Annotated in this window: 27 protein-coding genes and 1 pseudogene; 6 read left to right on the forward strand and 22 right to left on the reverse strand. The window is 71.5% G+C overall.

Annotation, left to right across the window (positions count from 1 at the left end):
• Positions 1 to 52: 52 nt before the first annotated feature.
• Both D1369_RS06935 and D1369_RS06940 read left to right on the forward strand, forming a co-directional pair.
• Positions 53 to 886 carry a class I SAM-dependent methyltransferase gene (locus D1369_RS06935; RefSeq protein WP_007385871.1) on the forward strand — a complete coding sequence of 278 codons (834 nt, stop codon included), beginning with the start codon at positions 53 to 55 and terminating at the stop codon, positions 884 to 886.
• A gap of 42 nt (positions 887 to 928) precedes the next feature.
• Entirely contained in the window at positions 929 to 1,099 is a 171-nt protein-coding gene (locus tag D1369_RS06940; RefSeq protein WP_037903861.1) for a hypothetical protein, read from the forward strand.
• A gap of 13 nt (positions 1,100 to 1,112) precedes the next feature.
• On the opposite strand, the gene D1369_RS06945 is transcribed toward D1369_RS06940, so the two are convergent.
• From D1369_RS06945 to D1369_RS07005, 13 genes are read right to left on the reverse strand one after another with little or no spacing between them, the layout of a single operon-like run.
• Entirely contained in the window at positions 1,113 to 1,376 is a 264-nt protein-coding gene (locus tag D1369_RS06945; RefSeq protein ID WP_037903860.1) for a gas vesicle protein K, read from the reverse strand.
• 20 nt (positions 1,377 to 1,396) lie between these two features.
• The gene (locus D1369_RS06950; RefSeq protein WP_007385868.1) at positions 1,397 to 1,585 is read right to left on the reverse strand and encodes a gas vesicle protein; all 189 of its coding nucleotides are present in this window, start codon (positions 1,583 to 1,585) and stop codon (positions 1,397 to 1,399) included.
• Positions 1,582 to 2,352 (reverse strand): GvpL/GvpF family gas vesicle protein, encoded by a 771-nt coding sequence (locus D1369_RS06955; RefSeq protein WP_007385867.1) that lies wholly within the window; start codon positions 2,350 to 2,352, stop codon positions 1,582 to 1,584. Before D1369_RS06955 ends, D1369_RS06950 begins: the two co-directional genes overlap by 4 nt.
• Positions 2,349 to 2,687, reverse strand: a complete 339-nt coding sequence (locus tag D1369_RS06960) for a gas vesicle protein (protein WP_007385866.1) — start codon at positions 2,685 to 2,687, stop codon at positions 2,349 to 2,351. Before D1369_RS06960 ends, D1369_RS06955 begins: the two co-directional genes overlap by 4 nt.
• On the reverse strand, positions 2,684 to 3,802 hold the full coding sequence (locus D1369_RS06965; protein WP_037901955.1) for an SRPBCC family protein: 1,119 nt from the start codon (positions 3,800 to 3,802) through the stop codon (positions 2,684 to 2,686). The genes D1369_RS06960 and D1369_RS06965 overlap by 4 nt, the downstream gene beginning before the upstream one ends.
• Positions 3,802 to 4,554, reverse strand: a complete 753-nt coding sequence (locus D1369_RS06970; protein ID WP_007385864.1) for a hypothetical protein — start codon at positions 4,552 to 4,554, stop codon at positions 3,802 to 3,804. Before D1369_RS06970 ends, D1369_RS06965 begins: the two co-directional genes overlap by 1 nt.
• Positions 4,551 to 4,814, reverse strand: a complete 264-nt coding sequence (locus tag D1369_RS06975; RefSeq protein ID WP_007385863.1) for a gas vesicle protein GvpG — start codon at positions 4,812 to 4,814, stop codon at positions 4,551 to 4,553. The genes D1369_RS06970 and D1369_RS06975 overlap by 4 nt, the downstream gene beginning before the upstream one ends.
• Before the next feature lie 7 nt (positions 4,815 to 4,821).
• Positions 4,822 to 5,592 carry a GvpL/GvpF family gas vesicle protein gene (locus D1369_RS06980; protein WP_007385862.1) on the reverse strand — a complete coding sequence of 257 codons (771 nt, stop codon included), beginning with the start codon at positions 5,590 to 5,592 and terminating at the stop codon, positions 4,822 to 4,824.
• Positions 5,589 to 6,014 (reverse strand): gas vesicle structural protein GvpA, encoded by a 426-nt coding sequence (locus D1369_RS06985; protein ID WP_007385861.1) that lies wholly within the window; start codon positions 6,012 to 6,014, stop codon positions 5,589 to 5,591. Before D1369_RS06985 ends, D1369_RS06980 begins: the two co-directional genes overlap by 4 nt.
• A 58-nt stretch (positions 6,015 to 6,072) precedes the next feature.
• Positions 6,073 to 6,441: a gas vesicle protein gene (locus tag D1369_RS06990; protein ID WP_007385860.1), complete on the reverse strand. Its 369-nt coding sequence runs from the start codon at positions 6,439 to 6,441 to the stop codon at positions 6,073 to 6,075.
• Between the two features lie 44 nt (positions 6,442 to 6,485).
• Positions 6,486 to 7,418, reverse strand: a complete 933-nt coding sequence (gene ligD, locus D1369_RS06995; protein ID WP_007385859.1) for a non-homologous end-joining DNA ligase — start codon at positions 7,416 to 7,418, stop codon at positions 6,486 to 6,488.
• On the reverse strand, positions 7,415 to 9,262 hold the full coding sequence (locus D1369_RS07000) for a transketolase (RefSeq protein ID WP_007385858.1): 1,848 nt from the start codon (positions 9,260 to 9,262) through the stop codon (positions 7,415 to 7,417). The genes ligD and D1369_RS07000 overlap by 4 nt, the downstream gene beginning before the upstream one ends.
• Complete coding sequence (locus D1369_RS07005; RefSeq protein WP_037901953.1) at positions 9,259 to 10,971, reverse strand: NAD(P)/FAD-dependent oxidoreductase; 1,713 nt, start codon at positions 10,969 to 10,971, stop codon at positions 9,259 to 9,261. Before D1369_RS07005 ends, D1369_RS07000 begins: the two co-directional genes overlap by 4 nt.
• 140 nt (positions 10,972 to 11,111) lie before the next feature.
• Between D1369_RS07005 and D1369_RS07010 the strand changes: the two genes are divergently transcribed.
• Both D1369_RS07010 and D1369_RS07015 read left to right on the forward strand, forming a co-directional pair.
• Positions 11,112 to 12,071: an LLM class F420-dependent oxidoreductase gene (locus tag D1369_RS07010; protein WP_007385856.1), complete on the forward strand. Its 960-nt coding sequence runs from the start codon at positions 11,112 to 11,114 to the stop codon at positions 12,069 to 12,071.
• Between the two features lie 9 nt (positions 12,072 to 12,080).
• Positions 12,081 to 12,832 (forward strand): annotated as a pseudogene (locus tag D1369_RS07015) (enolase C-terminal domain-like protein); the annotation flags it as partial.
• 28 nt (positions 12,833 to 12,860) lie between these two features.
• Here D1369_RS07015 and D1369_RS07020 read toward each other — a convergent pair.
• Together D1369_RS07020 and D1369_RS07025 are read right to left on the reverse strand one after the other, a co-directional pair.
• Positions 12,861 to 13,877, reverse strand: a complete 1,017-nt coding sequence (locus D1369_RS07020) for an SDR family oxidoreductase (protein ID WP_007385855.1) — start codon at positions 13,875 to 13,877, stop codon at positions 12,861 to 12,863.
• A gap of 36 nt (positions 13,878 to 13,913) precedes the next feature.
• Positions 13,914 to 14,420 carry a phage holin family protein gene (locus tag D1369_RS07025; RefSeq protein ID WP_037901946.1) on the reverse strand — a complete coding sequence of 169 codons (507 nt, stop codon included), beginning with the start codon at positions 14,418 to 14,420 and terminating at the stop codon, positions 13,914 to 13,916.
• A gap of 124 nt (positions 14,421 to 14,544) precedes the next feature.
• Here D1369_RS07025 and D1369_RS07030 point away from each other — a divergent pair, with 124 nt between their 5' ends.
• A complete protein-coding gene (locus tag D1369_RS07030) occupies positions 14,545 to 14,895 on the forward strand; it encodes a VOC family protein (protein ID WP_007385853.1) in 351 nt (116 codons plus the stop codon).
• Positions 14,896 to 14,909: 14 nt separating this feature from the next.
• Here the strand turns inward: D1369_RS07030 and D1369_RS07035 are convergent, their stop codons facing one another.
• Positions 14,910 to 16,835, reverse strand: a complete 1,926-nt coding sequence (locus D1369_RS07035) for a DUF5107 domain-containing protein (protein ID WP_118082339.1) — start codon at positions 16,833 to 16,835, stop codon at positions 14,910 to 14,912.
• A 40-nt stretch (positions 16,836 to 16,875) separates the two neighbouring features.
• Positions 16,876 to 17,775 (reverse strand): arginase family protein, encoded by a 900-nt coding sequence (locus D1369_RS07040; protein WP_037901940.1) that lies wholly within the window; start codon positions 17,773 to 17,775, stop codon positions 16,876 to 16,878.
• Between the two features lie 59 nt (positions 17,776 to 17,834).
• Between D1369_RS07040 and D1369_RS07045 the strand changes: the two genes are divergently transcribed.
• The gene (locus D1369_RS07045; RefSeq protein ID WP_007385849.1) at positions 17,835 to 18,182 is read left to right on the forward strand and encodes a DUF6204 family protein; all 348 of its coding nucleotides are present in this window, start codon (positions 17,835 to 17,837) and stop codon (positions 18,180 to 18,182) included.
• On the opposite strand, the gene D1369_RS07050 is transcribed toward D1369_RS07045, so the two are convergent.
• From D1369_RS07050 to D1369_RS07070, 5 genes are read right to left on the reverse strand one after another with little or no spacing between them, the layout of a single operon-like run.
• Positions 18,154 to 18,717, reverse strand: coding sequence for a GNAT family protein (locus D1369_RS07050; RefSeq protein WP_007385848.1), 564 nt, complete (start codon positions 18,715 to 18,717; stop codon positions 18,154 to 18,156). The genes D1369_RS07045 and D1369_RS07050 overlap by 29 nt on opposite strands.
• A 34-nt stretch (positions 18,718 to 18,751) precedes the next feature.
• Positions 18,752 to 19,675, reverse strand: coding sequence for an LD-carboxypeptidase (locus D1369_RS07055; RefSeq protein ID WP_007385847.1), 924 nt, complete (start codon positions 19,673 to 19,675; stop codon positions 18,752 to 18,754).
• Positions 19,672 to 21,657 (reverse strand): prolyl oligopeptidase family serine peptidase, encoded by a 1,986-nt coding sequence (locus D1369_RS07060; RefSeq protein ID WP_037903855.1) that lies wholly within the window; start codon positions 21,655 to 21,657, stop codon positions 19,672 to 19,674. Before D1369_RS07060 ends, D1369_RS07055 begins: the two co-directional genes overlap by 4 nt.
• A 16-nt stretch (positions 21,658 to 21,673) precedes the next feature.
• The gene (locus D1369_RS07065; protein WP_007385845.1) at positions 21,674 to 22,978 is read right to left on the reverse strand and encodes a M20/M25/M40 family metallo-hydrolase; all 1,305 of its coding nucleotides are present in this window, start codon (positions 22,976 to 22,978) and stop codon (positions 21,674 to 21,676) included.
• Positions 22,971 to 23,804 (reverse strand): M55 family metallopeptidase, encoded by an 834-nt coding sequence (locus D1369_RS07070; RefSeq protein WP_007385844.1) that lies wholly within the window; start codon positions 23,802 to 23,804, stop codon positions 22,971 to 22,973. Before D1369_RS07070 ends, D1369_RS07065 begins: the two co-directional genes overlap by 8 nt.
• Positions 23,805 to 23,823 lie beyond the last annotated feature (19 nt).

Genomic DNA, 23,823 nt, shown 5'->3' on the forward strand with positions numbered 1-23,823 from the left:
CGGGCGTACGGTTCCTGGTATCGACGGACTTGCCGAAAAGGGGAGCTCAGCCATGTCTGGACCACAGGGGAAGCCGCGGGAGACCGCCGTCTACACACACGGTCACCACGAGTCCGTACTCCGCTCGCACACCTGGCGCACCGCCGCCAACTCGGCGGCCTACCTGCTCGGTTCGCTCAAGCCCCACATGAAGGTCCTGGACATCGGCTGCGGACCCGGCACGATCACCGCGGACCTGGCGGCCCTGGTCCCGGACGGGCAGGTCACGGGCGTGGACCACGCGCCCGGCATCCTGGACCAGGCGCGCGCCACAGCCGCCGAGCGGCATCTGACGAACGTCGACTTCGCGGTCGCCGACGTGCACGCGCTGGACTTCCCGGACGACACCTTCTGCGTGGTCCACGCCCACCAGGTGCTCCAGCACGTCGGGGACCCGGTGCAGGCACTGCGCGAGATGAGGCGGGTCACCAGGCCGGGCGGACTCATCGCGGTGCGCGACTCGGACTACGCGGCCATGACCTGGTACCCGGCCTCCGCGGGGCTGGACGACTGGCTGGACCTGTACCGCCGGGTGGCCCGGGCCAACGGCGGTGAGCCGGACGCCGGCCGGCGACTGAAGTCCTGGGCGCTGCGGGCGGGCCTGACGGACATCACCGCGAGCTCCGGCACCTGGACCTACTCCACCGCCGAGGAGCGGGAGTGGTGGAGCGGGCTGTGGGCGGACCGCACGGTGGCCTCGGCGTACGCGCGGCGGGCCACCGAGGGCGGCCACGCCACCGCCGAACGGCTGCGGGCCGTCTCGGAGGCCTGGCGGGACTGGGGCAGGAAGGACGACGGGTGGTTCTGTGTGCTGCACGGAGAGATTCTGTGCCGAAAGGAAGTCTGAAACGCACATTCCGGGAAACTCGGAATGCAGGAGGTTCAGATTATGATTGCCATCCTGCTCGTTCTGCTTCTGGTGCTGATTCTTTTCGGCGCCGGTTTCGCGGTGAAGATTCTCTGGTGGATCGCACTGGCTGTGCTCGTCCTGTGGTTGCTGGGGTTCCTGATGCGTGGGACGACATCGTCCGGAGGCAGGGGTCGTTGGTACAGGTGGTGACGTTCCCGGGAACTCATTCCCGGGGAAGCAACGGCCCCAGCGGCCCGAGGTCCAGGTTCAGGTCCTCGGGCCGCAGTCCGTACCGCTCGCGCAGTTCGGTCATGCGCTCGTCGAGGAGCATGAGGGTGAGACCGATCCGCTCCTCCTGCTCCTCGCTCAGGTCGCCCTCGTCGAACCGGCGCAGCGCCTGGCGCTCCATGAGCTGTCGCAGCAGCTCCACGACGGTCAGCACAAGCTTGACCAGGTCACGCTCGACCGTGTCGGGCTCCAGGTCCATCCGGTTGCTGCGTCGGGTCGTCACAACAACTCCTCCCACGGTGAGGGAACTTGAGCGTTGACCGAGCTGATCAGCGCGTTGAGGTCGATGCGCACGAGGTCGACGTCCGCGATCCGCAGGGTGATGTCCCCGGTGATGACGACCCCGCCGGCCAGCAGCCGGTCGAGCAGGTCGACAAGGGCCACCTCGCGGCGCTCGATGACGGTCACGGCTGCTGTTCCTCCCCCGCGAAGGAATAGGCCGCCCAGGGCCCTGTGAGTTCCACCCGCATTCCCGGGAGTTCACCCTTGGTGCGGTCCACCATTTCCACGAATTCCTCGGACTCGCCGCGCGGCACGAGATAGGCCGCATTCAGAATGTTCTGTCCGGAGGCTCCGGACAGCGTGGGATTCTGCGGGGCGTGCAGCCGCGCGTCCTCGGCATATCCGGAAAGCGTTTCGTGCAGCTGGGTCGCGAAGGCCTCCGCCTGCTGCCACATCTCCTCGTGCGAACGCACGCTCTGCCGCCGCTGCCGCAGATAGTCCCGGCCCGAGACCGGCTTGGCCGGCGTCTCGGCGGGCTCCGCGCGGTCTGGGGCGGCCGTCTCGGCGTACACCTTGACGCCCCACTCCACCCGGTCATGAAGCCGGTCGAGGGTGCGCCGGAAGCTTTCCTCGCGTTCCTCGATCATCACGCGGACACCGCTGTCGTCACGGAACACGGTGCCGAGCCGGAGCGGCAGCGGGGTGGTGACGACGGTGAGCGCGTCGATCACGCTCTGGTGCGCGCGCACGGTCCCGGTCAGCCAGTCCAGGTCCTCGAGATGCCTGCGGAGCGGTTCTTCGGCGAAGTCCCGCTCCGGCACATGGCTGACGACGGCCACCAGCCCGTGGTGGTGCAGCAGTCGGGGCGGGTCACCGGCCACCCCGGCCAGCTGGGCCTGCAACGGGGTGCCGAAGGGGTGGCAGACGGCGTACACGTACCGCAGTCCGGTCATGAACTCTCCTCCTCGGCACGGCGGCTGGGCTCCAGCTCCTCCAGGCGCGCGAGCCGTTCGCGCAACTCGCTGTTCTCCCGGGCGAGTTCGTCACGGCGGGCGCGGGAGGACAACGCCGGGTCGTCCTCCCACCAGTCGATCCCCATCTCCTTGGCCTTGTCGACCGAGGCGACGATGAGCCGCAGTTTGATGGTGAGCAGCTCGATGTCGAGCAGGTTGATGCGGATGTCTCCCGCGATGACGATGCCCTTGTCCAGCACACGCTCCAGGATGTCGGCCAGGTTGGCGCCGCTCCCCTGACCGTAGGGATCCGGGAGCCGGCTGGGCATGCTCATCGTCGGCTCCCACCCTCCGCGTACTCGTCTTCCTCTTCTTCCTCGGGCACCTCTTCCTCGGACATCTCTTCCTCGTCCTCGGGAGCCTCATCCGCGGGAGCCTCGTCCTCGGGCTCCTCCTCCTCGTCGTACTCCTCGTACTCGTCCTCGGGCTCGCCCTCCTCCTCGGGCTCGTCCTCGGTCTCGTACTCGGCTTCGGGGCCCTCCTGCTCTTCCTCGTCCTCTTCCTCGGTGCCCTCGGCCTCTTCTTCCTCCGCCACCGCGTCCTCGTGGCTCTTGACGACCTCGCTGTCCTGGATCTCGCCGCGCCAGCCGTCCTCCGCCTCCCCCTTGAGGGTGATGAAGCGGGCGAAGTTCTTGAGGTCCAGCCGGGCCCGGCGGCCCTGGGCGCGCCAGATGTTGCCGGTCTTCTCGAACAGGCCCTGGGGGTAGTACTCGATCACCAGCAGGACGCGGGTGAGCTTGTCGGCGAGCTTGTGGAAGGAGACGACGCCCTTGGTCGTGCCCTTGGCACCCTCCGACGTCCACTGGATCCGTTCGTCGGGAATCTGCTCGGTGGTGGTGGCCTTCCAGTTGCGGTTGGACCAGAAGATCTTCATCTGCCAGTCGCTGTGGGTGTCGTCGGCGCGGTTCGCGCTCTTGACGCCCTTCGCGAAGGTGGAGAAGTCCTGGTACTGCGTCCACTGGTCGTAGGCCGTGCGCAGGTCCACGCCGACATCGATGAACTCGATGATCACCATGGGCTTCTGACCGGACCCGCTCTTGCGCTTGCCCTTGCCGCCGCCGAGGTTCTTGAAGGCGCCGACCACCTTGTCCTTGGCATGCGAGAAGCCGAGCTCGGCCGCGCTGCGCATGGGCCCCTTGCCCTCGGCGAGCTTGCGGCCGCCGTCGAGGGCGAGCTTGGCGAAGCCGGGGCTGTTGCCCTCGGCGATGTCGTTGAGCTTGCCGGTGGTCTCGCCGAGCTTGCGGCCGACGCCGACCAGCATGCGCTGGGCCTGCGCGGAGACGTACTCCTGCAGCTCGGTCTTGAGCCGGTCGGCGGCCTCGCTGTGGGCCATGTCGGTGAGCGGGTTGCTCTTCGCCTTGTCGGTGGCGTTCCGGGCGGTGTCGGTCATCACTCACCGCCTCCCTTCGGCAGTCGGGCCCGGGTACTCCGGCCGGCCCCCCTGGCCGAGGTCGCCTTCTTGGCGGCCGTCTTCTTCGCCGTGGTCTTCTTGGCCGCGGTCTTCTTGCCGGCCGTGCGGCCCGGGCTCTGCGCCGCCTTCTTCGCGGGCGGCTTGCGGCCCGGCTCCTTCTTCGCGGCCGTCTTCTTGGCCGGGGCCTTCTTGGCGGTCTTCTTCGCCGCGGCCGGAGCCTCGTCCCGCTCGTCCTCGTCGGCCTCGGCCTCGTCGTCCTCGTGCTCGTCCGAGGGCTCCTCGTCCGCCTCGTCGGTCTCCTCGTCCTCGTCGACCTCGTCCGAGGGCTCCTCGTCGGCCTCGGCCTCAGCGGTCTCCGTCTCCTCCTCGGGCTCCTCGTCCTCGTCGTCGGAGAGGCCCGGCACGTCCGGCGCCACGCCGGAGAGCTGATCACGGACCTCGGCGGTGCGGCCGTGCAGCCGGTCGGCGATCGCGTCGATCTGCCGCTCCACCATGGCCCCGGAGGCCGCCTTGCCGACGCCTCGCAGGTCCTCGCGGAGCGTGTCGCCTATCTCCTTGAACTGCGGGTTCTTCAACAGTTGCTGGGAGACCAGATCAGCCACGGCCCGCGGGCTCAGATGCATCCGCTTGCCGGCCACGAGCGTGCCGACGGCGAACGCCAGTTTCAGTTTCTTCGTGCGCCCGAGGAGATATCCGGCCCCTACGGCGAGGCCCAGTCCTGTTCGGTTCATCGTGTCGTCCCGTCGCCAGTCCCCGCGCCACCGCGCAGGCCGATCTCGAGTCGTTCGAGGAGCTCGTCCTCCTGTCGGTCGAATTCCTCCTCATCGATCTCTCCCGCCTCGAGCTGCTCCTCGAGCCGGGAGAGTTCGGCCCGGACCGTCGCCGGGTCGTAGTAGAGGCGCTCCGCTTCGCTCAGCACCTGCTTGATCACCCAGGCGCTGCCGCGTACCGGGGCGAACGGCAGCAGCAGCACCTCTCCGATGAGACCCACGGCCGCCTCACTCCTCCGCGTGGTCGATGCCGACCGTGGTGCCCGCCGGTTCCGCCGGGCCCGGTTCGACGAAGCTGTACGGCGGCAGCGGGCCGTTGACCCGCAGGTCGAGGTGCGGATGGGCCTTGCGCAGCTCGTCCACCGCCTCCAGGAAGGACGCGGCCCCGTCGCGCTCCACGAGGAAGGACACGTTGGCCAGCCAGCCGGAGGACTCGGGGCCCACGCTGATCGCGTCGGCCAGGGGCTCCAGGGTGCGCTGCACCACGTCGGCGTCCTCGGCCTCACGGGCCTTGACCGCGGCCACGACCATCTCGCCGAGCCTGAGGCGATCCTCGTAACTGCCGCCGCCCGCCTGCCGGTTGGCCTCGGTCATCGCGCGGACTTCCGAGTTGTCGGACATCACGCGGTGCAGTACGGCCTCTTCGTCGTGCGTGGCCTTGACGTTGTACTCGACCTTGCCGTCGAGGGTCCCCAGGCGCTCCTTGTAGTGCTCCTGGCGTTCCGCGAGCACCCCGGTGACGGTGCCGTCGTCGGGGGCCACGCTGCCGAACCGCATGGGCAGGATGCAGCCGTCCGCGCCCGCCTCGCTCAGCACGTTCTGGTGGGCGAGGAGGTCACGGCGCTTGGGCCGCAGCCCTTCGGGGGAGTCACTGACGATGGCCGCCAGCTCGCCCTCCTTGAGCACCCGCACCGGAAGGGCGGGGTTGCCCACCCCTACCAGGTCCTCGGACAGCGCGGGGTGGGAAGCGGCCGTAATGCCGTACACGTACGTGCTCACTCCTCTTCCTCCTTCCGGCGCGAGGACGTCGCCTTGCGGGCTCGCGGCCTGGACTCCGTCTGGCCTTCCTCACGGGCCTGCTTGAAGGCGCCGGATATGGTCTCGGCGGCCCCGGACAGCGCTCCCTTGGACTTGCCGCGGGCGCCGGACTCGGTGATCTCGCCGACCAGGTCGGGCAGACCGGGGTCCTTGCGGGGCCCGGCCTCCAGGTCAAGCCGGTTGCACGCTTCGGCGAAGCGCAGATACGTATCGACGCTGGCCACCACGACCCGTACGTCGATCTTCAGGATTTCGATGCCGACCAGGGAGACCCGTACGAACGCGTCGATGACGAGACCCCTGTCGAGGACCAGTTCCAGAACGTCGTAGAGGCCGCTGGAGCCGCCTCCGCCACCGCCCTGTTGTGCCGGGACAACGGTCATGTCGACCGCGCCTCCTTTTCTGTGTCCTGGTGAACGGATGTCTGTGCGGCGGAGCGGCCTACCGGCCGCCCTGCCTTTGTGCGTCCGAGCGCCCGCGTTCGTAACGGCGAACGCGCCGATAGCCGGTGAGCTGTCCCTCCGGGTCGAGTTCGACCTGGTAGCTCGCCATGAGGCTCATCGTGTCGGGCACACGGGTCAGCTCGAGGACCTCGATCTCGAGCGCCCAGCCGTCCTCCGTCTGTTCGAAGGACGACACGTTCTCGGCGGTCATGCCGGTGAGCTCGGCCAGCTGGGCGCGCGCCTCGCGCAGCACCTCCATGGGCTTGGGCCGCCGGTTCTCCGCCACTTTCTCGTCCGTGTCCTCTTCTGTCCCTTTGCGGGAGTTCCGTGAATCCTGTGATTCGGATGAGTTTTTTGTGTTCGACATAGCACCTCTCACCTCGGGTGGCCGCTCGTTCCTTCGCCAAACCTTCAAGAGCGCATCAAGGCGTTCAACCTGCGCCGGGCGGGCCCGAGGGCGCGCCTTTTGGCCATGACCCCGGCCCACGGGTTGGTGCGGGCCTGGTCGACCGCGTCGGCGATGGTCCAGCGGCGGGCGTCCAGACCCGGGTCGTCCAGCTGGGTCCAGGCCATCGGGGTGGCCACGGGAGCCCCGGGTTTCGCACGGACCGTGAAGGGTGCGACGGCGGTCTGCGCATAGCCGTTGCGCTGAATGTCGAGGTAGAGGCGGTCGCCGCGGTCCTTCTTGCGGGCGGCGGTGGTGAGCCGGTCGGGGTGGCCGGCGACCAGGGTGTCGGCGACGTCCCTGGCGAACTGACGGACCTCGTCGAACTCGTGCCGGCCGTTGAGCGGCACGATGACGTGCAGCCCGCGCGAGCCGGTGGTCATCAGCGCCGAGGGCAGACTCAGCTCGTCGAGGAGTTCCCCGAGCAGCCAGGCCGCCTCGCGCACCAGGGCGAAGTCGTCGTCCCCGGCCGGGTCGAGGTCGAACACCATCCGGTCGGGCTGCTCCACGCTCCCGGCCCGGGACAGCCAGCGATGCAGGGTGAGAGCGGCCTGGTCGGCGAGGTACAGGAGGGTGGCGGTGTCGTCACAGACGGTGTGACAGACGGTGCCGCCCTCCTTCGTCACCTCGACGCGACCGATCCACTCCGGGTAGGAGTCCGGGGTGTTCTTCTGCATGAACAGGGGGCCGTCGAGGCCGTCCGGGTGCCGTTCCAGCATCAGCGGACGACCCCGCAGGTGCGGCAGCATGAAGGGCGCGACGGAACGGTAGTAGTCGACGAGATCGGCCTTGGTGTACTCCTTGGCGCCGTCGCCGCCGGGAAAGAGCACCTTGTCCGGCCGGTGCACCTCGACGGTGCGCTTGCCCGCGCGTACGGTCCGTACGTCGTCCCCGGTCACGGCACGATCGCCTGCTCCACCAGCAGCCGTGCGGCGGCCGCGATCGACTCGGCGTCGATGCCCGCGGCATGGAGCGACTCCTCGGGCGAGGCCGAGCCGGGCATCGTACGGACGGCCAGGCGCACCAGGCGCGGTACGGGCCGGCCGTCGGTGAAGGCGTCGAGGACGGCGTCGCCGAGGCCGCCCTCCTCGCGGTGGTCCTCCACGGTCAGCAGGCAGCCGGTGTCCTCGGCAGCCTGGCGCAGGGTGGCCCGGTCGACAGGCTTGACCGAGTACAGGTCGACGACCCGGACGCGGATGCCCTCCTGCTCCAGTGCCTCGGCGGCCTTGAGTGCCTCGTGCACGGTGACGCCCGCGGCGACGAGCGTCAGCCGGTCGCTCTGGGAGAAGCGCAGCACCTTGCTGCCGCCGATCGGGAACTCCTCGTCGGCGCCGTAGATCACCGGGCTCTCGCCGCGGCCGGTGCGCAGATAGCGGATGCCCTCCAGGTCCGCCATCTGGGCGATCAGGCGGGCGGTCTGGTTGGCGTCGCACGGGTACAGCACGGTGGAGCCGTGGATCGCCCGCATCATCGCGAGGTCCTCCAGGCCCATCTGGCTGGGCCCGTCCTGCCCGATGGCGACACCCGCGTGCGAGCCGACCAGGTTGATCCCGGCCCCGCTGATGGAGGCCATGCGTACGAAGTCGTAGGCCCGGGTGAGGAAGGCCGCGAAGGTGCCGGCGTACGGCACCCAGCCGCGCGCGGCCAGTCCCACGGCGGCCGCGACCATCTGCTGCTCGGCGATGTAGCACTCGAAGTAGCGGTCGGCGTGTTCCTTGGCGAAGTACTCGGTACGGGTCGAGTCGCCGACCTCGCCGTCCAGGGCGACGACGTCACCGCGTCCGGTGCCGAGGGCGGCGAGGGCCTGGCCGTAGGCGTCGCGGGTGGCGACTTCCTCACCGGTGTCCCAGCGGGGCAGGTCGACGTGCCCGGCGCGGACGGCGTGCAGGATGCGGGCGGCGGGCGGGTCCTGCACCTGGACGCGCAGGTCGCGTACGCCACCGAGCTCCTCGATGGCGTCGTCGGCGTTCTTTAGCGGCTTGCCGTGCAGTCCCTCGCGGTCCTCGATGTCGGCGACGCCCTTGCCCTTGAGGGTGCGGGCGAGGATCGCGGTGGGCTGGCCCTTGGTGGACGCGGCCTCGCCGTACGCGCGGTCGATGGCGTCCACGTCGTGCCCGTCGACCTCGACGGTGTGCCAGCCGAAGGCCTGGAAGCGGCGGGCGTAGGCGTCGAGGTCGTGGCCGTGCCGGGTGGGGCCGCGCTGGCCGAGCCGGTTGACGTCCACGATCGCGGTGAGGTTGTCGAGGTGCTCGTGGCCCGCGTGCTCGGCGGCCTCCCAGATCGAGCCCTCGGCGAGTTCGCTGTCGCCGCACAGCACCCACACCCGGTAGTCGCTGCGGTCCAGCCGCTTCCCGGACAGTGCGATGCCGACGCCCACCGGCAGTCCCTGGCCGAGCGATCCGGTCGCCGTCTCGACCCAGGGCAGCTTGCGGGGGGTCGGGTGTCCTTCGAGACGGCTGTCGAGCTTGCGGAAGGTCAGCAGTTCCTCGTCGTCGACGGCACCGGCCGCCTTGTAGGCGGCGTACAGCAGCGGTGAGGCATGCCCCTTGGACAGCACGAAGCGGTCGTTGCCGGGGTGCGCGGGGCGGTCGAAGTCGTAGCGGAAGTGGTTCGCGAGGAGTACGGCCATCAGGTCGGCGGCGGACATCGAGGACGTCGGGTGCCCGGAGCCCGCGGCGGCCGAGGCGCGCACACTGTCCACGCGCAACTGCTGGGCGAGTTCGACGAGTTCACCGGTGTTCATGAGTCTCCTTCCGCGGGGTCCGCGTCAGTGCGTTCGACGGAGCCGGGGCCTTGGCCCGGCTCACCGCCGGGTTGATTCTTGGCAGGCTCGGGGCCCGGCTGATTCTTGGCGGGCTCGGGGCCCGGCTGATTCTTGGCGGGCTCCGAAGCGGGCTCGTTCCTGGCGGGCTCGGGCGACTGCTCCGGCGACATCCGGTCGGGCGACTCCCACTCAGGTGACTCCCACTCCACCGGCTCCCGCTCGGGCGACTTCCGGTCGGCCGTCTCGCGTGCCTTCGCCTCCGCGATCACCGCCTCACCCGCGCTCGCCACGATCTCCGGCTCCTGTCCGGCCGCGGGCTCGCCCGGCCGCGTCTCACGCTCGGTCGCGGCGCCGGGCCCGGATCGTGCGTCGGCCCTCCGGCGTGGGCCGGGTGCCTGCGCCAGCTCCGGTGAGGCGGTGTCCAGCGGTACCGCCCAGGACCGTACGAGGCCCAACTGGACGGCCTGGCGCGGGAGTACGGCGTCCAGCAGCCAGTCGGCGGCGACCCGGACCCGGTTGCCCGGCATCGCGGCGAGGTGGTAGCCGCGGGTGACGGCACCGGCCGCGAGGCCCGACAGCGGGACGCCCAGCGGGTTGGCCGCGGCCTTCACCCCGCCGAGGTCCACGACAAAGCCGAGGTCCCGGTGTGCGTAGGGGCGGCGCACGCCGGCGCCCAGGGAGGCGGCGACATTGAGGGCCGCCGTACGGCCCTGCCGCCAGGCATGCTGCGCCGTCATCGGCGTGTACTGGCCCGGGTTGTCCAGATCGGGCACCGCGGCCGCGTCGCCGCACGCGAACACCTCGGGCCGTCCCGGTACCTGGAGGTTCGGGTCGACGAGCAGCCGGCCGCGCTCCATGGGCAGTCCGAGCGACTCGGCGAGCGGGTCGGGCCGTACGCCCACGCACCACACGAGGGACCGCGTCGGGACGAACTCGCCGTCGGTCAGCAGCACTCCGTCCGACGTGGCCTCCTTCACGGAGGTACCCATCCGTACCTCCACACCCCGTTCCCTGAGCGTGCGGTCGGCGGTGCGGGACAGCTGCGGATCGAGCTCGGGCAGGACCCGCTCCGCGACGTCGAGGAGGATCCAGCGCGGCCGCATGCCCTTGCGCAGCGGGTGCCTGCGCACCTGGGCATCGGTGAACAGCTGCCCGTGCGCGGCGACCTCGGTGCCCGTGTAGCCGGCGCCGACCACGACGAAGGTGCAGCGGGCGGCGCAGGTCTCGGGATCGTCGGCGGCCGCGGCGAGCTCCACCTGACGGGTCACGTGGTCGCGCAGGTACAGCGCCTCGGGCAGGCCCCGGAAGCCGTGCGCGTGCTCGGCGACGCCGGGGATGGGCAGCAGCTTGTTGATGCTTCCGGCGGCCAGCACCAGCCGGTCGTAGGCGAGCGTGCCGCGGGCGCCCTCGGGATCGGTGTAGTGGACGGTGCGGCCGTCCAGGTCGATGCCGTCGGCCTCGCCGAGCACCAGCCGCACGCGGGGCAGGGTGTCGGAGAGGGAGACGGTCACCCGTCGGGGTTCCAGGATCCCGGCGGCGACCTGGGGCAGCAGGGGCAGGTACAGGAAGTAGTCGGTCGGGTTCAGCAGGGTGATGTCGGCCTTGCCGCGGGCTTTTCGGGACAGTTCCTTGGCCGTCCGGTACCCGGCGAAGCCGGCACCGACGATCACGATGCGGGGTCGACTCACGGTTCGCCTCCGGGGCTGTCGCGTACCTCGGGAGCCTTCCGCGTCCCCCTGGCCAGGGCGCCCAAACGCCGGTTTCCGCACGGACCGCCGGGTACTCGGACGAGGCCCCGCTCATCACGGAACCGCCGGAGGTACCCCCCATGCCCGAATACGGCTATTTCCTGTCGTGCGAGGAGTTCGGTCCCGCGGACCTGGTCGAACAGGCGCGGATGGCCGAGCAGGCGGGCTTCAGCTCGCTGTGGATCTCCGACCACTACCACCCGTGGAACGACGCGCAGGGCCAGAGCCCCTTCGTGTGGTCGGTGATCGGCGCACTCTCGGAAGCCGTGTCCCTCCCCATCGAGACGGCCGTGACCTGCCCGACCGTACGGATCCACCCGGCGGTGGTGGCGCAGGCCGCGGCGACCTCGGCCGTGATGACCAACGGCCGGTTCCGGCTCGGCGTCGGCTCCGGCGAGGCCCTCAACGAGCACGTACTCGGCCATGTCTGGCCGCCCGCGCACATCCGCCTGGAAATGCTGGAGGAGTCGATCCAGGTGATGCGCCGCCTCTTCACGGGCGAGGAGGTCAACCACCACGGCACGCACTACACCGTGGAGAACGCCCGCCTGTACACGGTCCCCGACGAGCCCGTCCCCATCGACATCTCCGGCTTCGGCCCGGCGGCCACGGCGCTCGCGTCCCGGGTCGGCGACGGCTTCATCACGATGACGCCCGACGAGTCGATGGTGGAGCAGTTCCGCAAGGGCGGCGGGGCCGGCAAGCCGGTCATCGGCGGTACCAAGGTCTGTTACGGCATCGACCGCGACGAGTGCGTCCGTACGGTACGCAAGCTGTGGTTCAACCAGTTCCTGCCCGGCGAGATGGCCCAGATCCTGCCCTCGCCGCGCCACTTCGAACAGCTGGAGCCGCTGGTCACCGAGGAGATGGTGCGCGAGAAGGCGGTGTGCGGGGACGACGTCGACGAGCACGTCGCCACGCTGGGCGCGTTCGCCGACGCCGGCTTCGACCGGGTCTACGTCAACCAGATCGGCCCCGACCAGCGCGGCTTCTTCGACTTCTACCGTACGAAGGTGCTGCCCCAGCTCCAGCAGGGCTGACCGAGGAGGCTGCACCGCCCGGTCGTCTCGGCGTACACGGTTCCGACCGACGTCCCCGAGGCCGACGGCAGTGCACGACGCGATGTGCCGTTCGGTCCGCAACGCGGGCCGTCCGGGCATCGCGGGGTGCGCGATCTCAGCCCTCGACATCGCCCTGTGGGACCTGAAGGCCCGCCTCCTGGAACTCTCGCTGGCGCGCCTGCCCGGCGTCGCCCGCGAACGCGTTCCCGTCTACGGCAGCGGCGGCTTCACGACGTACCACGACACGCATCTGGCCGCGCAGCTCAACGGCGGTCCCCCGCGACCTGTCCCGGGTACGCACGGCCCGCGAAGTCATCGGCCCCGAAGCGGAGTTGCACGTCGACGCGAACGGCGCGTACACCTGCAAGCAGGCGGTCCGGGTGGGCAACGCCCTGGCGGAACTCGGCGTCGGCTGGTTCGAGGAGCCGGTGTCCTCGGACGACCTGACGGGCCTGCGCCTGGTTCGTGACGCCCTCGTCTGCGATGTCACGGCCGGTGAGTACGGCTACGACCTGCCGTACTTCGCGCGCATGATCGCGGCCGGCGCGGTGGACTGTCTCCAGGTGGACGCGACCCGCTGCGGCGGTGTCACGGAGTTCCTGCGCGCGGCGGCGCTGGCCCAGTCCCACGGCCTGGAGATCTCCACCCACTGCGCGCCGCACGCGCACGCGGCGGCCGCGGCCGCGATCCCCAACATCCGTCACCTGGAGTGGTTTCACGTCCATGTGCGCATCGAGGACAGTCCGGCGCCCCGGTGCTCCCCGCCGCTCAGCCCCGGCGGCGCAGCCCGGAAGTCACCGCGACGCCCAGCGCACCGGCCGCGGCGGCCACGAGCCCCACGCCCATCCGGGCGCGGTTGCGGGAGAACCAGTCCTGCGGGCTCTTGGACACGGCCTCCTCGTCGAACCGCCCGTGCGCACCGAAGTCGTGCCCGTGCGGCCCGTCCACGGGCGCCCACAGGTTGCCGGGACCACCGTGCTCGCCCTCTTCCTGCTGTGCCTCGAAGTTGGTGCGGGCGAGATAACGGTCCAGGACCCCGGGCACGACCGCGTTGGCGAGGAGCGTGGCCACCGTGGACCCGCCGACCCAGTACTCCCGCCGGCGCGCGTGGGAGGCCGCGTGGACGACCGCGCGTGCGGCCACCTCGGGCTGGTACACCGGCGCCACCGGACGGGCCTTCCCGGGCATCCGGTTCAACACCCAGTCGAACTGGGGTGTGTTGAGGCCCGGCATCTGCACCATGGTCGTACGGACACCGGTGCCCGAGTGGAGCAGCTCGCACCGCAGGGACTCGTTGAAGCCCTGGATGGCGTGCTTGGCCCCGCAGTACGCGGACTGCAGGGGGATGCCCCGGTAGGCCAGCGCGGACCCCACCTGCACGATCGTGCCGCGGTCCCGCGGCAGCATGTGGTGCAGGGCGGCCCGGGTGCCGAACACATAGCCCAGGTACGTCACTTCGGTCACCCGCCGGAACTCGTCCGGGGTGATCTCGGTGAAGGGCGCGAAGACCCCGGTGAAGGCGTTGTTGACCCAGACGTCGATGTGTCCGTAGGCGTCGACGACCTGCTGGGCGGCGTCGTCGACCGCCTTGGGGTCGGCCATGTCGACGCTTACGACGAGCGCCTCACCGCCTGCCTGCCGCACCTCGTCGGCGGCGGCCGCGAGGCCCTCGCGGCCCCGGGCCAGCAGGGCGACCCGGGCTCCGCGTTCGGCGAAGGCCCGGGCCGTGGCCCGTCCCACGCCGCCACTGGCCCCGGTCACCACGACGACCTTGCCCTGCTTCACGTGCGCTTCCTTCCCTGCGTCGCGCACCACCACGCGTCAGGCCCGGTGGTGCGGCTGCTCGGGGTCGATGTCGTCCTGCCGCGGCGCGGCGCCCGGCTCCGGTGTGCCCGGGGTCTCGGGGGCGACGGACGGCATGGGCGGATACGGCGTCCCGAGCCCGCTCGGCGGGGCGGCCACCGGTGCGGCTGCCCCGGCGGGGCGGTCCGGCACGGCCGCAGCCTCCGTCTCCCGCCCGGCCGTCGGCCGGGACGCGGAGGGCCTGGCCGCACCGCGCAGGGCGTAGGCCAGGGCCCCCAGGATCGCGGCGGTGATCAGTGCGGCGGCCCAGTCGGGCAGCCCGAGGGCGAGGGCGAGGCCCACGGCGAGTGCCAGGGCCGCTCCCGCGTACAGCGCGACGGCGCCGGACGCGGCGTACAGCATGGCGGTACGGCGCTGCTTGCGCGTCTGCTCGCGCAGCTCGTCCCGTACGGTCTCGCGTGCCACCTGCGCCAGCTCGTCGACCAGATGCCTGTCCAGATGCTCCAGGTGATCCAAGCGCTCCATGGCCGCCGGGTACCCGCACGGGCGTGCGCGTAACGCCGGGCCGCTGGTGCGGTACGGGCGGCCGGGTCGGGAGATCGCGTGAAACGATCTCCGCGGCCCGGCGACCCCAATTAGGCTCGTCCGCATGGACATTCTGGGAACCACGCTGCGTGTCTGTGTCGACGACCTGGAGGCCGCGGTCGTCTTCTACGAACGGCTCGCGGGCGCCACGGCCCTCCGTTTCGAGCGCGGCGGCGTCCAGGTCGCCGCGGTGGGCTGTTTCCTGCTGATGAGCGGCCCCGAGGCCGAGCTGGAGGTGCTGCGCAAGGTCGCGGCGACCATCGCGGTCAAGGACGTCGACGAGGCCCACCAGCTGCTCACCGAGCTGGGCGCCCGGGTCGTCGCGGGACCGGTGCCCACGCCGGTGGGCCGCAATCTGATCGCGATGCATCCGGACGGGGTGGTGTACGAGTACGTGGACCGCAACGTCACCTAGCGGGACCGGCCCCCCTACGTCGGCGGCCGCATACGGAAGTCGTAGTGGGCCGGCAGCGGCTCGTCCGGGGAGCTGATCCGGCTCCACAGGTCGCCGATCGCCTCGGCGCCCTCCCGCAGGTCGGCGACCTCGAAGCCCTCCTCGAAGACGGCCCGGGCCGCGTCGGGCCGTCCCTCGGCGAGCAGCAGTCCGGCCTCGATCAGCCGGAACCTGCCGCGTGCCCGGATCGCCGGATACAGCCGCTCCCACACGGAACGCGCCTCGGAAGTGCGCCGTGCCGCGAGCAGCGCCTCCAGCGTCTCGCGACCGAGCGCGGCGGTGGCCGCCGTCCACGTCTCGCCGTCGTCGCGCCGCTCGTGGCACAGGTCGTCGAAGGCGTCGGCGTACCGGTCGGCGGCCCGCTCCCGATTTCCGGTCTCCTGGTCGGCAACGGCGAGACAGCGCAGCAACGGCCAGCGGGACGGCGCCAGTTCGAGTCCCCGCTCCCAACTGCGCACGGCCTGCGCGCGGTCCCCCGCGTGCCACTGGGCGACTCCCAGGTGGTACTCGGTGAGCGGGGTGGCGGGCGCGGTCTCCAGCATGTACCGCCAGTGCGGGGCGCCCAGGGTGTCCCCGGGCGGCCGTACCCGGCGCGGTTCGGGGAAGGACCCGGTCCGCAGCAGCTCCAGCCAGGGCGCCTGCGCCTGACCGAGGGTGCTCTCGTCGAAGGGTGTGCCGGGCAGTTTCCAGCCGGCGCGCAGCACTTCGAGGGCGCCCCAGCCCGAGCCGACGGCCAGGGTCTCGCCGGGTTCGGTGTCGGCGTACGGCCTCCAGGCGGCGTAGGCCGCGTCGACGGCGGCACGCGGCAGTACGGCTGCCAGGCGTGCCTCCGCCTCGGCCGGCACCGGCGGCGCGCTGAGCGGCCCGTACGCCTCCAGCCACGCCATCTCGCTCTCGGCGTCCAGCCGGACGTGCTCCAGCTGGGTGCGGGCGAGCCCGGCCTGGATCTCGCAGTAGCCGCCGGTACCGGGTTCGGTGAGCCACTCCTGCCAGCGTCGGCCGCCACCGCCGGTCCCCCACACGAACAGCTTGCGGCCGCGCAGGAGGTCGGTGGACGTCTGCGCCAGGCCGTGGCCGTCGGGGTCGAGGGCGGCGATCCAGCGGCGCCGGGCGTCGGGCAGGTCGTAGAAGTAGTCGGCGGCGTACGGGCTGTCCAGGGGGTCCGGCGGGACGGGCACCCGGCGCAGGTGGTGCTCGTGGCCGAACTGCCAGGCCTCCTCGGCCGGGGCGAGCACCCTGCGCCCCTCGGGGACGGCGATGTTCGACCACCAGTAGGCCGGTACCGGCCGCTCGTGCGGATTGCGGACGCGCACTCCGACGTACAGGAAGTCGGACCCGTCCGGGAGCCACAGGTCCACCTGGAAGGGCAGGTCGCGCAGCCGCTCCCACTCCCACAGGCGAAGCATCTCTCCGCCGTCGGGGGCGGGCACGCGGGCGGCGTGCAGGGGTGCGCAGGACAGGGTGGTGTGGCCGGTGGCGCCGATGTTCCACTCGATGCCGCCGGAGAACCAGGCGCCGTTCAGGGCGAAGTTCGCGGGCTGGAACACCGGGTTGCGGTACAGGAGTTCACGCCCGGTGGCCTTGTGGAGGAGGGAGGCGACCCGGCCGCCGAGACCGGGGAGGACCGTGGCCCTGAGCCGGTCGTTCTCGATCACGATCGCCTCGAACTCACGGGGTGCGCGCTCTCTGCCGTAGCCGTCCCGGACACGGACCGGCAACAGGCTTCCGAGCTGCCCGTAACCGGCCTGCCGGGCCATGTCCCGGGGCAGGTCGTCGCGCTCCCGCACGTCGATCCGGTGAACCTCGTGCAGGAGCCGCAGCGGAGGCAGAGGGTTGTCGGGCCCCAGCGGTGCGGCGGGCAGGGTGAGTACGTCTCGCCGGATCGTCGTCACGATCACCATGGAAACCGCTCGGCACCGAGTCGGCCAGAGGAGCTGCCGGTCAGGATTGCGCAAAGGCGTCCACGACGACGTCGGTGAGCAGTGCGCCCGCGGTGCCCTCGGGGTCCAGATCGGGGTCGTAGATGGTGACGTTGAGGCCGACGCAGGCGGGGGAGACGAGCAACGGCCTGAGCAGTGCGACGAGTTCGGCGGGCTGGAGTCCGTCCGGGTCGGGGCTGTCGACGGCGGGCATCACGGACGGGTCGAGGCAGTCGGCGTCCAGGTGCACCCAGAAACCGTCGATCTCCGGGATCTCGAAGGCCTGCGCGGTGGCCCGGGCGAGGGCGTCCGCGCCCCACTCCCGGAGGTCACCGACGGTCACCACCGGGATCTTGAGGCCGGCGAGTTCGGCCCGGTCCTCCTCGAAGGCGTCGCGGATCCCGAAGAACCGCACGTCCTCGTCCCGCAGATAGGGCTTCAGCCCCTCCAGATCCGTCAGGTCCTCCTGTCCGCGGCCGGTGCCCAGCGCGACCTCCTCGCCGCCCGCCGCGCCGATCCGGTCGGAGTTGCCGGGGTGCCGGAAGTCCGGCGAGGCGTCGACAGCGGCGAGGCCGTACCGGCCGATGCGGCGCAGGGCGAGCGAGGCGCCGAGCTGGATGGAGCAGTCGCCACCGAGGACGACGGGGAAGTCCCCGGCGCGCACATGGCGCTCGATGCGGTCGGCCAGCCTGACCGTGTAGGAGGCGATCGCGGCGGCGTTGAAGACGCCGTCGCCCTCCTGCCAGTCCCCTCGGTCGTAGCGCGGCGGCACCACCACCCCGCCCTCCAGGGCGTGCAGCCGCTGCACGATCCGCTGCTCCCGCAGGGCTCCGGCGAGCTTGTAGCAGCCGGGCACGGTACCGGGGGCGGGCGGACGCAGACCGAGGTTGGAGGGGGCGTCCAGCACGACGATATTCCGCATGCGGATCATCCTCGCCGACGTACAGTCGACCGTCCACGGGGATACGCGAGGGAGCGACAGTGAGTGAGCAGCACACCTACCGGGTGATCGTCCGCGGCACGTGGGAGGGGCTCACCGACGAGGCCCGCGCCCGGCTGCTCGCCGAGGCGGCGGACCATGGCATGGCGAGCATGCGGTTCTGTGAGGAGGGCTCGCTGTCGTACGAGCCGGCGCCGCTGAAGCACTTCTCGATGCGCTACATGGTGGTGTCGGACGCGGCGGACGGCGAGGAGATGGCGGGCGCGATCGCCGAGGACCGCGCGCAGACGGCACTCCGGGAGCTCGGCTACGGCTTCGGCGACCTGAAGTCCACGGTCACGGACCTCGACACCATGAAGATCAACCGGAAGCCCGCATCTCGGCGGTGATCGCCCAGCGCTCGTGGTCCCGCCACTCCCCGTCGATGTAGAGCATCTTCGGGGAGAACCCTTCGAGCCGGAAGCCGCAGCTGCGGGCGAGGGCGAGGGAGGCGGTGTTGCCGGGCTGGGCGTTGATCTCGAGCCGGTGCAGCCGCATCGGGCCGAAGGCGTGGCCGACCATGAGGTTCAGCCCCTCGCGCATCAGCCCGCGCCCGGCTGCGTGCGCGAAGACGCCGTAGCCGAGGGCCCCGCACTGGAAGCCGCCCTGGACGATGTTGTTGATGTTGATGAACCCGGCGATCACCCCGTCGCCCCGCTCGCCGTCCTTCTCACAGACCAGGAAGCCCACCTTGGTCCGGTCCTCGATCAGCCGGCCGGCATAGGCGAGATACGCGCTCTCGCTGTCCGGCGGGAACAGCCAGGGCTGGTGCAGTTCCTTGCTCTCCCGGGCCCGCGCGGTGAACTCGGCGCCGTCCTCGTAGGTGAAGTGGCGTATGCCGACGCGGGGGCCCTCGGCGAGGTAGCGGGAAGCGGTGTGCGGCATCCTGCCAGCCTAAGACCCGAGTCGACCCTTCTCGTCAGCGGAGCGCGGGTTCGTCGAGCGTCAGCGTGCCCGCTTCGGCGTCGAGTTCGGCGGTCACTCCGAACGGCATGGTCAGCGCCCCCTCGCAGTGGCCGAAGCCGAACTCCTCGACGACCGGTACGCCAAGGCCGCCGAGCCGGTCGGCCAGGACCGCTCGCAGCGTGCCGTAGGGCCCGCATCCGGCCCAGGAGCCGAGGGCGATCCCCTGGACGCCGTCCAGCCAGCCGGTGCGCAGGAGCTGGGTCAGCAGGCGGTCGACGCGGTACGCCTGCTCCCCCACGTCCTCGATCAGCAGCAGTCCGCCCCGGGCACCGGGGCGGGCGTGCCGCGTGCCGAGGTCGGAGACGAGCAGGCTGAGGCAGCCGCCCAGGGTGAGCCCGCGGGCCCTGCCGGGGGCCAGGGGGGTGCCGCGGGAGGTGAGGACACGGACGGTCTCCGGGGCGAACAGCGTGGCCCTCAGGTGCTCCTGCGCGACGGTGTTCTTGACGAAGTCGACACCGGCGGCGGCCGGACCGTAGAGCGTGACCAGTCCCGCCCGGGTGGCGAACGCCTGGTGCAGTGTCGTGACGTCGCTGAAGCCCACGAAGACCTTCGGTCCGGCGGCCCGCATCGCCTCCCAGTCGAGCAGATCGACGATCCGCTGGGCCCCGTAGCCGCCCCTGGCGCACAGCACCGCGTCCACGGAGGGGTCGCACCAGGCCTGCTGGAGGTCGGCGGCGCGATCGGCGTCGGCTCCCGCCAGGTAGCCCAGCTCGCCGTGCGTGTCCAGGACATGCGGGGCGACCACGGGGTCGAGGTCCCAGCCGCGCAGGAGGTCGAGTCCGGCCTGGAGCCGTTCCTCCACGACCGGCCCGCTCGGCGCGACCACGGCCACGCGGGCTCCGGGCGCGAGCCTGGACGGTCGTACGAGTTCCTTCACCTGGTGAGCTCCAATGTCGGGACGCCGGGCGGGTTGAGCCCGAACACCTGGGCGTACAGGGAGAGTTCGGCCTCCAGTGCGCGGATCATCGTGTCCGCCCGGCGGAACCCGTGCCCCTCCCCCTCGAAGGCGAGGTAGGCGTGCGGCACCTGCCGTCCCGCGATCCGGGCGAGGAACCGCTCGCACTGCGCGGGCGGGCAGATCACGTCGTCCAGGCCCTGGAGCAGCAGGAAGGGCGCGGTGACCCGGTCGGCGTGCTCGACGGGCGAGCGTTCCGTGTACCGTCCGGGGACCTCGGCGAGCGGTCCGACGAGGCTCTCCAGGTACTGGGACTCGAAGTCGTGGGTCTCCCCGGTGCCCCAGCCGGCCAGGTCGAGGATCGGGTAGACGATGGTGCCGCAGGCGTAGACGTCGGTCGTGGTGAGCGAGGCGGCGGCGGTCCAGCCGCCCGCGCTGCCGCCGCGGACGGCGAGCCGGTCGCGGTCGGCGGTGTCCTCGTCGGCGAGGGCGAGCGCGACGGCCGCGCAGTCCTCGACGTCGACCACGCCCCACTGCTCGCGCAACCGGTTGCGGTACTCCCGTCCGTATCCGGTCGAGCCGCCGTAGTTGACCTCGGCGACCCCGATGCCGCGCGAGGTGAAGTAGGCGATCGAGAGGTCGAGCACGAGGGGTGCGTGGCCGGTCGGTCCGCCGTGCGCCCAGACGACGTACGGCGGCAGCTCGTCGCCGGGCGCCCGGTACCCGGGGTGGTGCGGCGGGTAGACGTGGGCGTGGATGTCCCGGCCGTCCGGCCCGGTGAAGACGCGGATCTGGGGCTCGGGGTAGTGCACGGGGTCGACCGGGTCGTCGTGCTCGGCGCCGATCACCCGGGCCCGGCCGATGGGGGCGCCCCCGCGCGAGGTTGTTCGAGCGTGGGGGAGGGTGTCCAGCTCCACGACCTCGTAGGCGGTGCGCGGGCTGGCGCCCACGGCGACGATCCGCTCGCCGTGCACCGCGAGGGTGGGCGCGAACTCGGTCCAGGGACCGGCCGCGTCGACGAGTTCACCGGTCTCCGGGTCCAGGATGCCGAGCGCGGTCGATCCGGTGCCGTGCACCACGGCGATCAGACCGTTGTCCAGCGGGGCGAACCAGCGATGCCCGAGCTTCCACAGGGCGCCGCCGAACTCCTCCTCGCGCGGGCAGAGCTGCTCGCCGTCACGGTAGAGGTTCCACCAGCCGGTGCGGTCGCTCGCGTACAGGAGGCGGCCGTCGGGCGCCCAGTCGGCCTGGGCGATGGACTCCTCGGGGCCGCCGGCCACCGTGCGGGGCTCCCGGAGCGTGCCGCCCAGGACCTCTGCGACGACCAGTTCCGTGCCGTCCCAGGGCATCCGCGGATGGTCCCAGGCGAGCCAGGCCGCGCGTGAGCCGTCGGACGAGATACGGGGGCCGGTGACGAACCGGTGGCGGTCGTCGGTGAGTTCGCGCACCGCGTCCCGGTCCTGCACGGCCGAGCCGTCCAGCGGCACGGCGGCCAGGACCCGGCGGACGTCGGTGGGACCGTCCCCGGTGAACTCCTCCAGGACGCACCACACTTCACCGAGTTCGGATCTCAACTGCGGCTCCGCCCAGCGCAGTCCGCCACCCACGGGCGAGACCGGCGTGAGGGGGCGCGGCTCACCGCCGGGCTCGTACCGGTACAGCCGCTGGTCGGCGAAGTGCACGAACACGACGAGCGGTTCGCCGGCCACCACCGCGCCGGCCCAGGGGTGGCCGCCGTACTCGATGACCCGGCTGCGCACGTTCCACGGCGCGGGCAGCACCGACTCCTCGGTCCCGTCGGCGTGTCTGCGCACCAGGGTGCGGCGGCCGCCCTCGGTGGGCCGGGGTTCGGTCCACCACACCTCGTCCCCGACGAAGCCCAGCCATTCGGGGCGCCCGTCGTGCGCGGCGGCGAGCGCCGCGTCGATGGGTGAGGGCCAGGAACCGTATGCCGACGTCTGCACGTTCTCCCCCACTTGTTCAGGCCGTTCGCAGGAAGCGGTCGAGTACCCGTACGCCGAAGTGCAGTGCCTCGACGGGGACACGCTCGTCGACCCCGTGGAACAGGGCCTGGTAGTCGAAGCCCTCCGGGAGCTTCAGGGGCGTGAACCCGTACCCGGTGATGCCCAGGCGGGAGAACTGCTTGGCGTCCGTTCCGCCGGACATGCAGTACGGCACCACGTGTCCCTCGGGCGCGAACTCCTCCACCGCGGCACGCATGCCGGCGTACGTCGGCGAGTCGACCGGGGCCTGGAGGGCGACCTCGCGATGGCTGAACTCCCAGTCCACGTCGGGCCCCGTGAGCAGGTCGAGGGTCGCGCGGAACTCGTCCTCGCCGCCGGCCAGACAGCGGCCGTCGACGTAGGCCACGGCCTCCCCCGGGATCACGTTGAGCTTGTAACCGGCTTCCAGCATGGTCGGGTTGGCGCTGTTGCGGACGGTCGCCTCGACCAGCTGGGCGGCGGGGCCCAGCTTCTCCAGCAGCCGGTCCACGTCACTCAGGTCGGTCTCGATGCCGTAGAGCGCGGCGAGTTCCGTAAGGGCCGCGCGGACGGTCGGGGTGAGCCGCAGCGGCCACTCGTGCTCGCCGATACGGGTCACGGCGGCGGCGAGCCGGGTGACCGCGTTCTCCTTGTTGACCTTGGAGCCGTGCCCGGCCCGGCCGCGCGCGGTGAGCTTGAGCCAGCCCGTGCCGCGTTCCCCCGCCGCGATCGGGTAGATCTGCCGCCCGGCGCCGTCGTGGAAGGTGAACGCCCCCGACTCACTGATCCCCTCCGTGCAGCCCTCGAAGAGCTCCGGGTGCTCGTCGGCGAGGAACCCGGAGCCGTCCTCGGCGCTGGCCTCCTCGTCGGCGGTGAACGCGATCACGAGGTCCCGCCGGGGCCGTACGCCCTGTCGGGCCCAGCCCCGCACCACGGACAGGATCATCGCGTCCATGTTCTTCATGTCGACCGCCCCGCGCCCCCACACGACCCCGTCGCGGACCTCCCCGGAGAAGGGGTGCACGCTCCAGTCGGCGGCCTCGGCGGGCACCACGTCCAGATGACCGTGGACGAGCAGGGCGTCCGCCGACGGGTCACTGCCCTCGATGCGCGCGACGACGTTCGTACGGCCCTTGGTGCGCTCCAGCATCAGGGGCTCAAGGCCCGCCCCGGCCAGCTGTTCGGCCGCGTACTCGGCGGCGGGCCGCTCCCGGCAGTCGCCGCCGCCCCGGTTGGTGGTGTCGATGCGGATGAGGTCGGAGGTGAACCGGACGACCTCGTCCAGTGCCTGCTGGTCAGCCATACTGCTCCTCCACGGCGGCCGAGACGATGGTGGTGACCGCCTTGAAGGTACGGATTCCCGCGTACATGGTCTCGTTCGTGTACGCCACCTTCCGCGCTCCGATCCGCCGCACGCCCGGCACCACGGTGGCGGCCATGGCGAGGTGCTCGGCGTCGAACTCGACCGCGATCGTGAACGGCCCCGCCTGTACGGGTTCCTGACGGACCGCCAGCCGCGCGGCCTCCTTCGCGGCGGCCCGGATGTCGGCGGCCGTGCGGGCCGGCGTACGGCACACGGCCGCGTACCGCGAGACATGGTCCTTGACGGCGACCTTCAGCGCCTCGGGGGCGTAGCCGAGGGCGTCCTCGCAGGCCACGTCGTCCCCGGTGACGAGGACGACGGGGACGCCGTACTCGGCGACCACGTGCGCGTTGAGGTAGCCCTCGCTCGCGGGCACGTCGTTCAGCCACACCCCGGTGATGGAGTTGGCGAGGTAGGTGTGGGCGAGGACGCCCTCCTGGCCCGCGCCCGCGTGGTAGCCGAGGAAGGCGATGCCGTCGACGTCGCCGTGCTGGACACCTTCGACCATGGAAAGGTCCTTGTGCCGGCCGGTGAGCATCTGCGCACGCTCGTCGAGCCGCTCCAGGAGCAGGTTGCGCATGGTCCAGTGGGCCTCGTTGACGAGCACCTCGTCGGCGCCCCCGTCGAAGAAGCCCAGCACGGCGGCGTTCACGTCCGAGGTGAACATCGACCGGCACCGCTCCCACTGCGGTGTGCCGGGCAGCACGTCGGCCGGCCAGGTCACGCCGGTGGCGCCCTCCATGTCGGCGCTGATCAGGATCTTCATGGTTCGCCACGTTACGCGC

The sequence above is a fragment of the Streptomyces sp. CC0208 genome (assembly GCF_003443735.1).
GTDB lineage: Bacteria > Actinomycetota > Actinomycetes > Streptomycetales > Streptomycetaceae > Streptomyces > Streptomyces sviceus.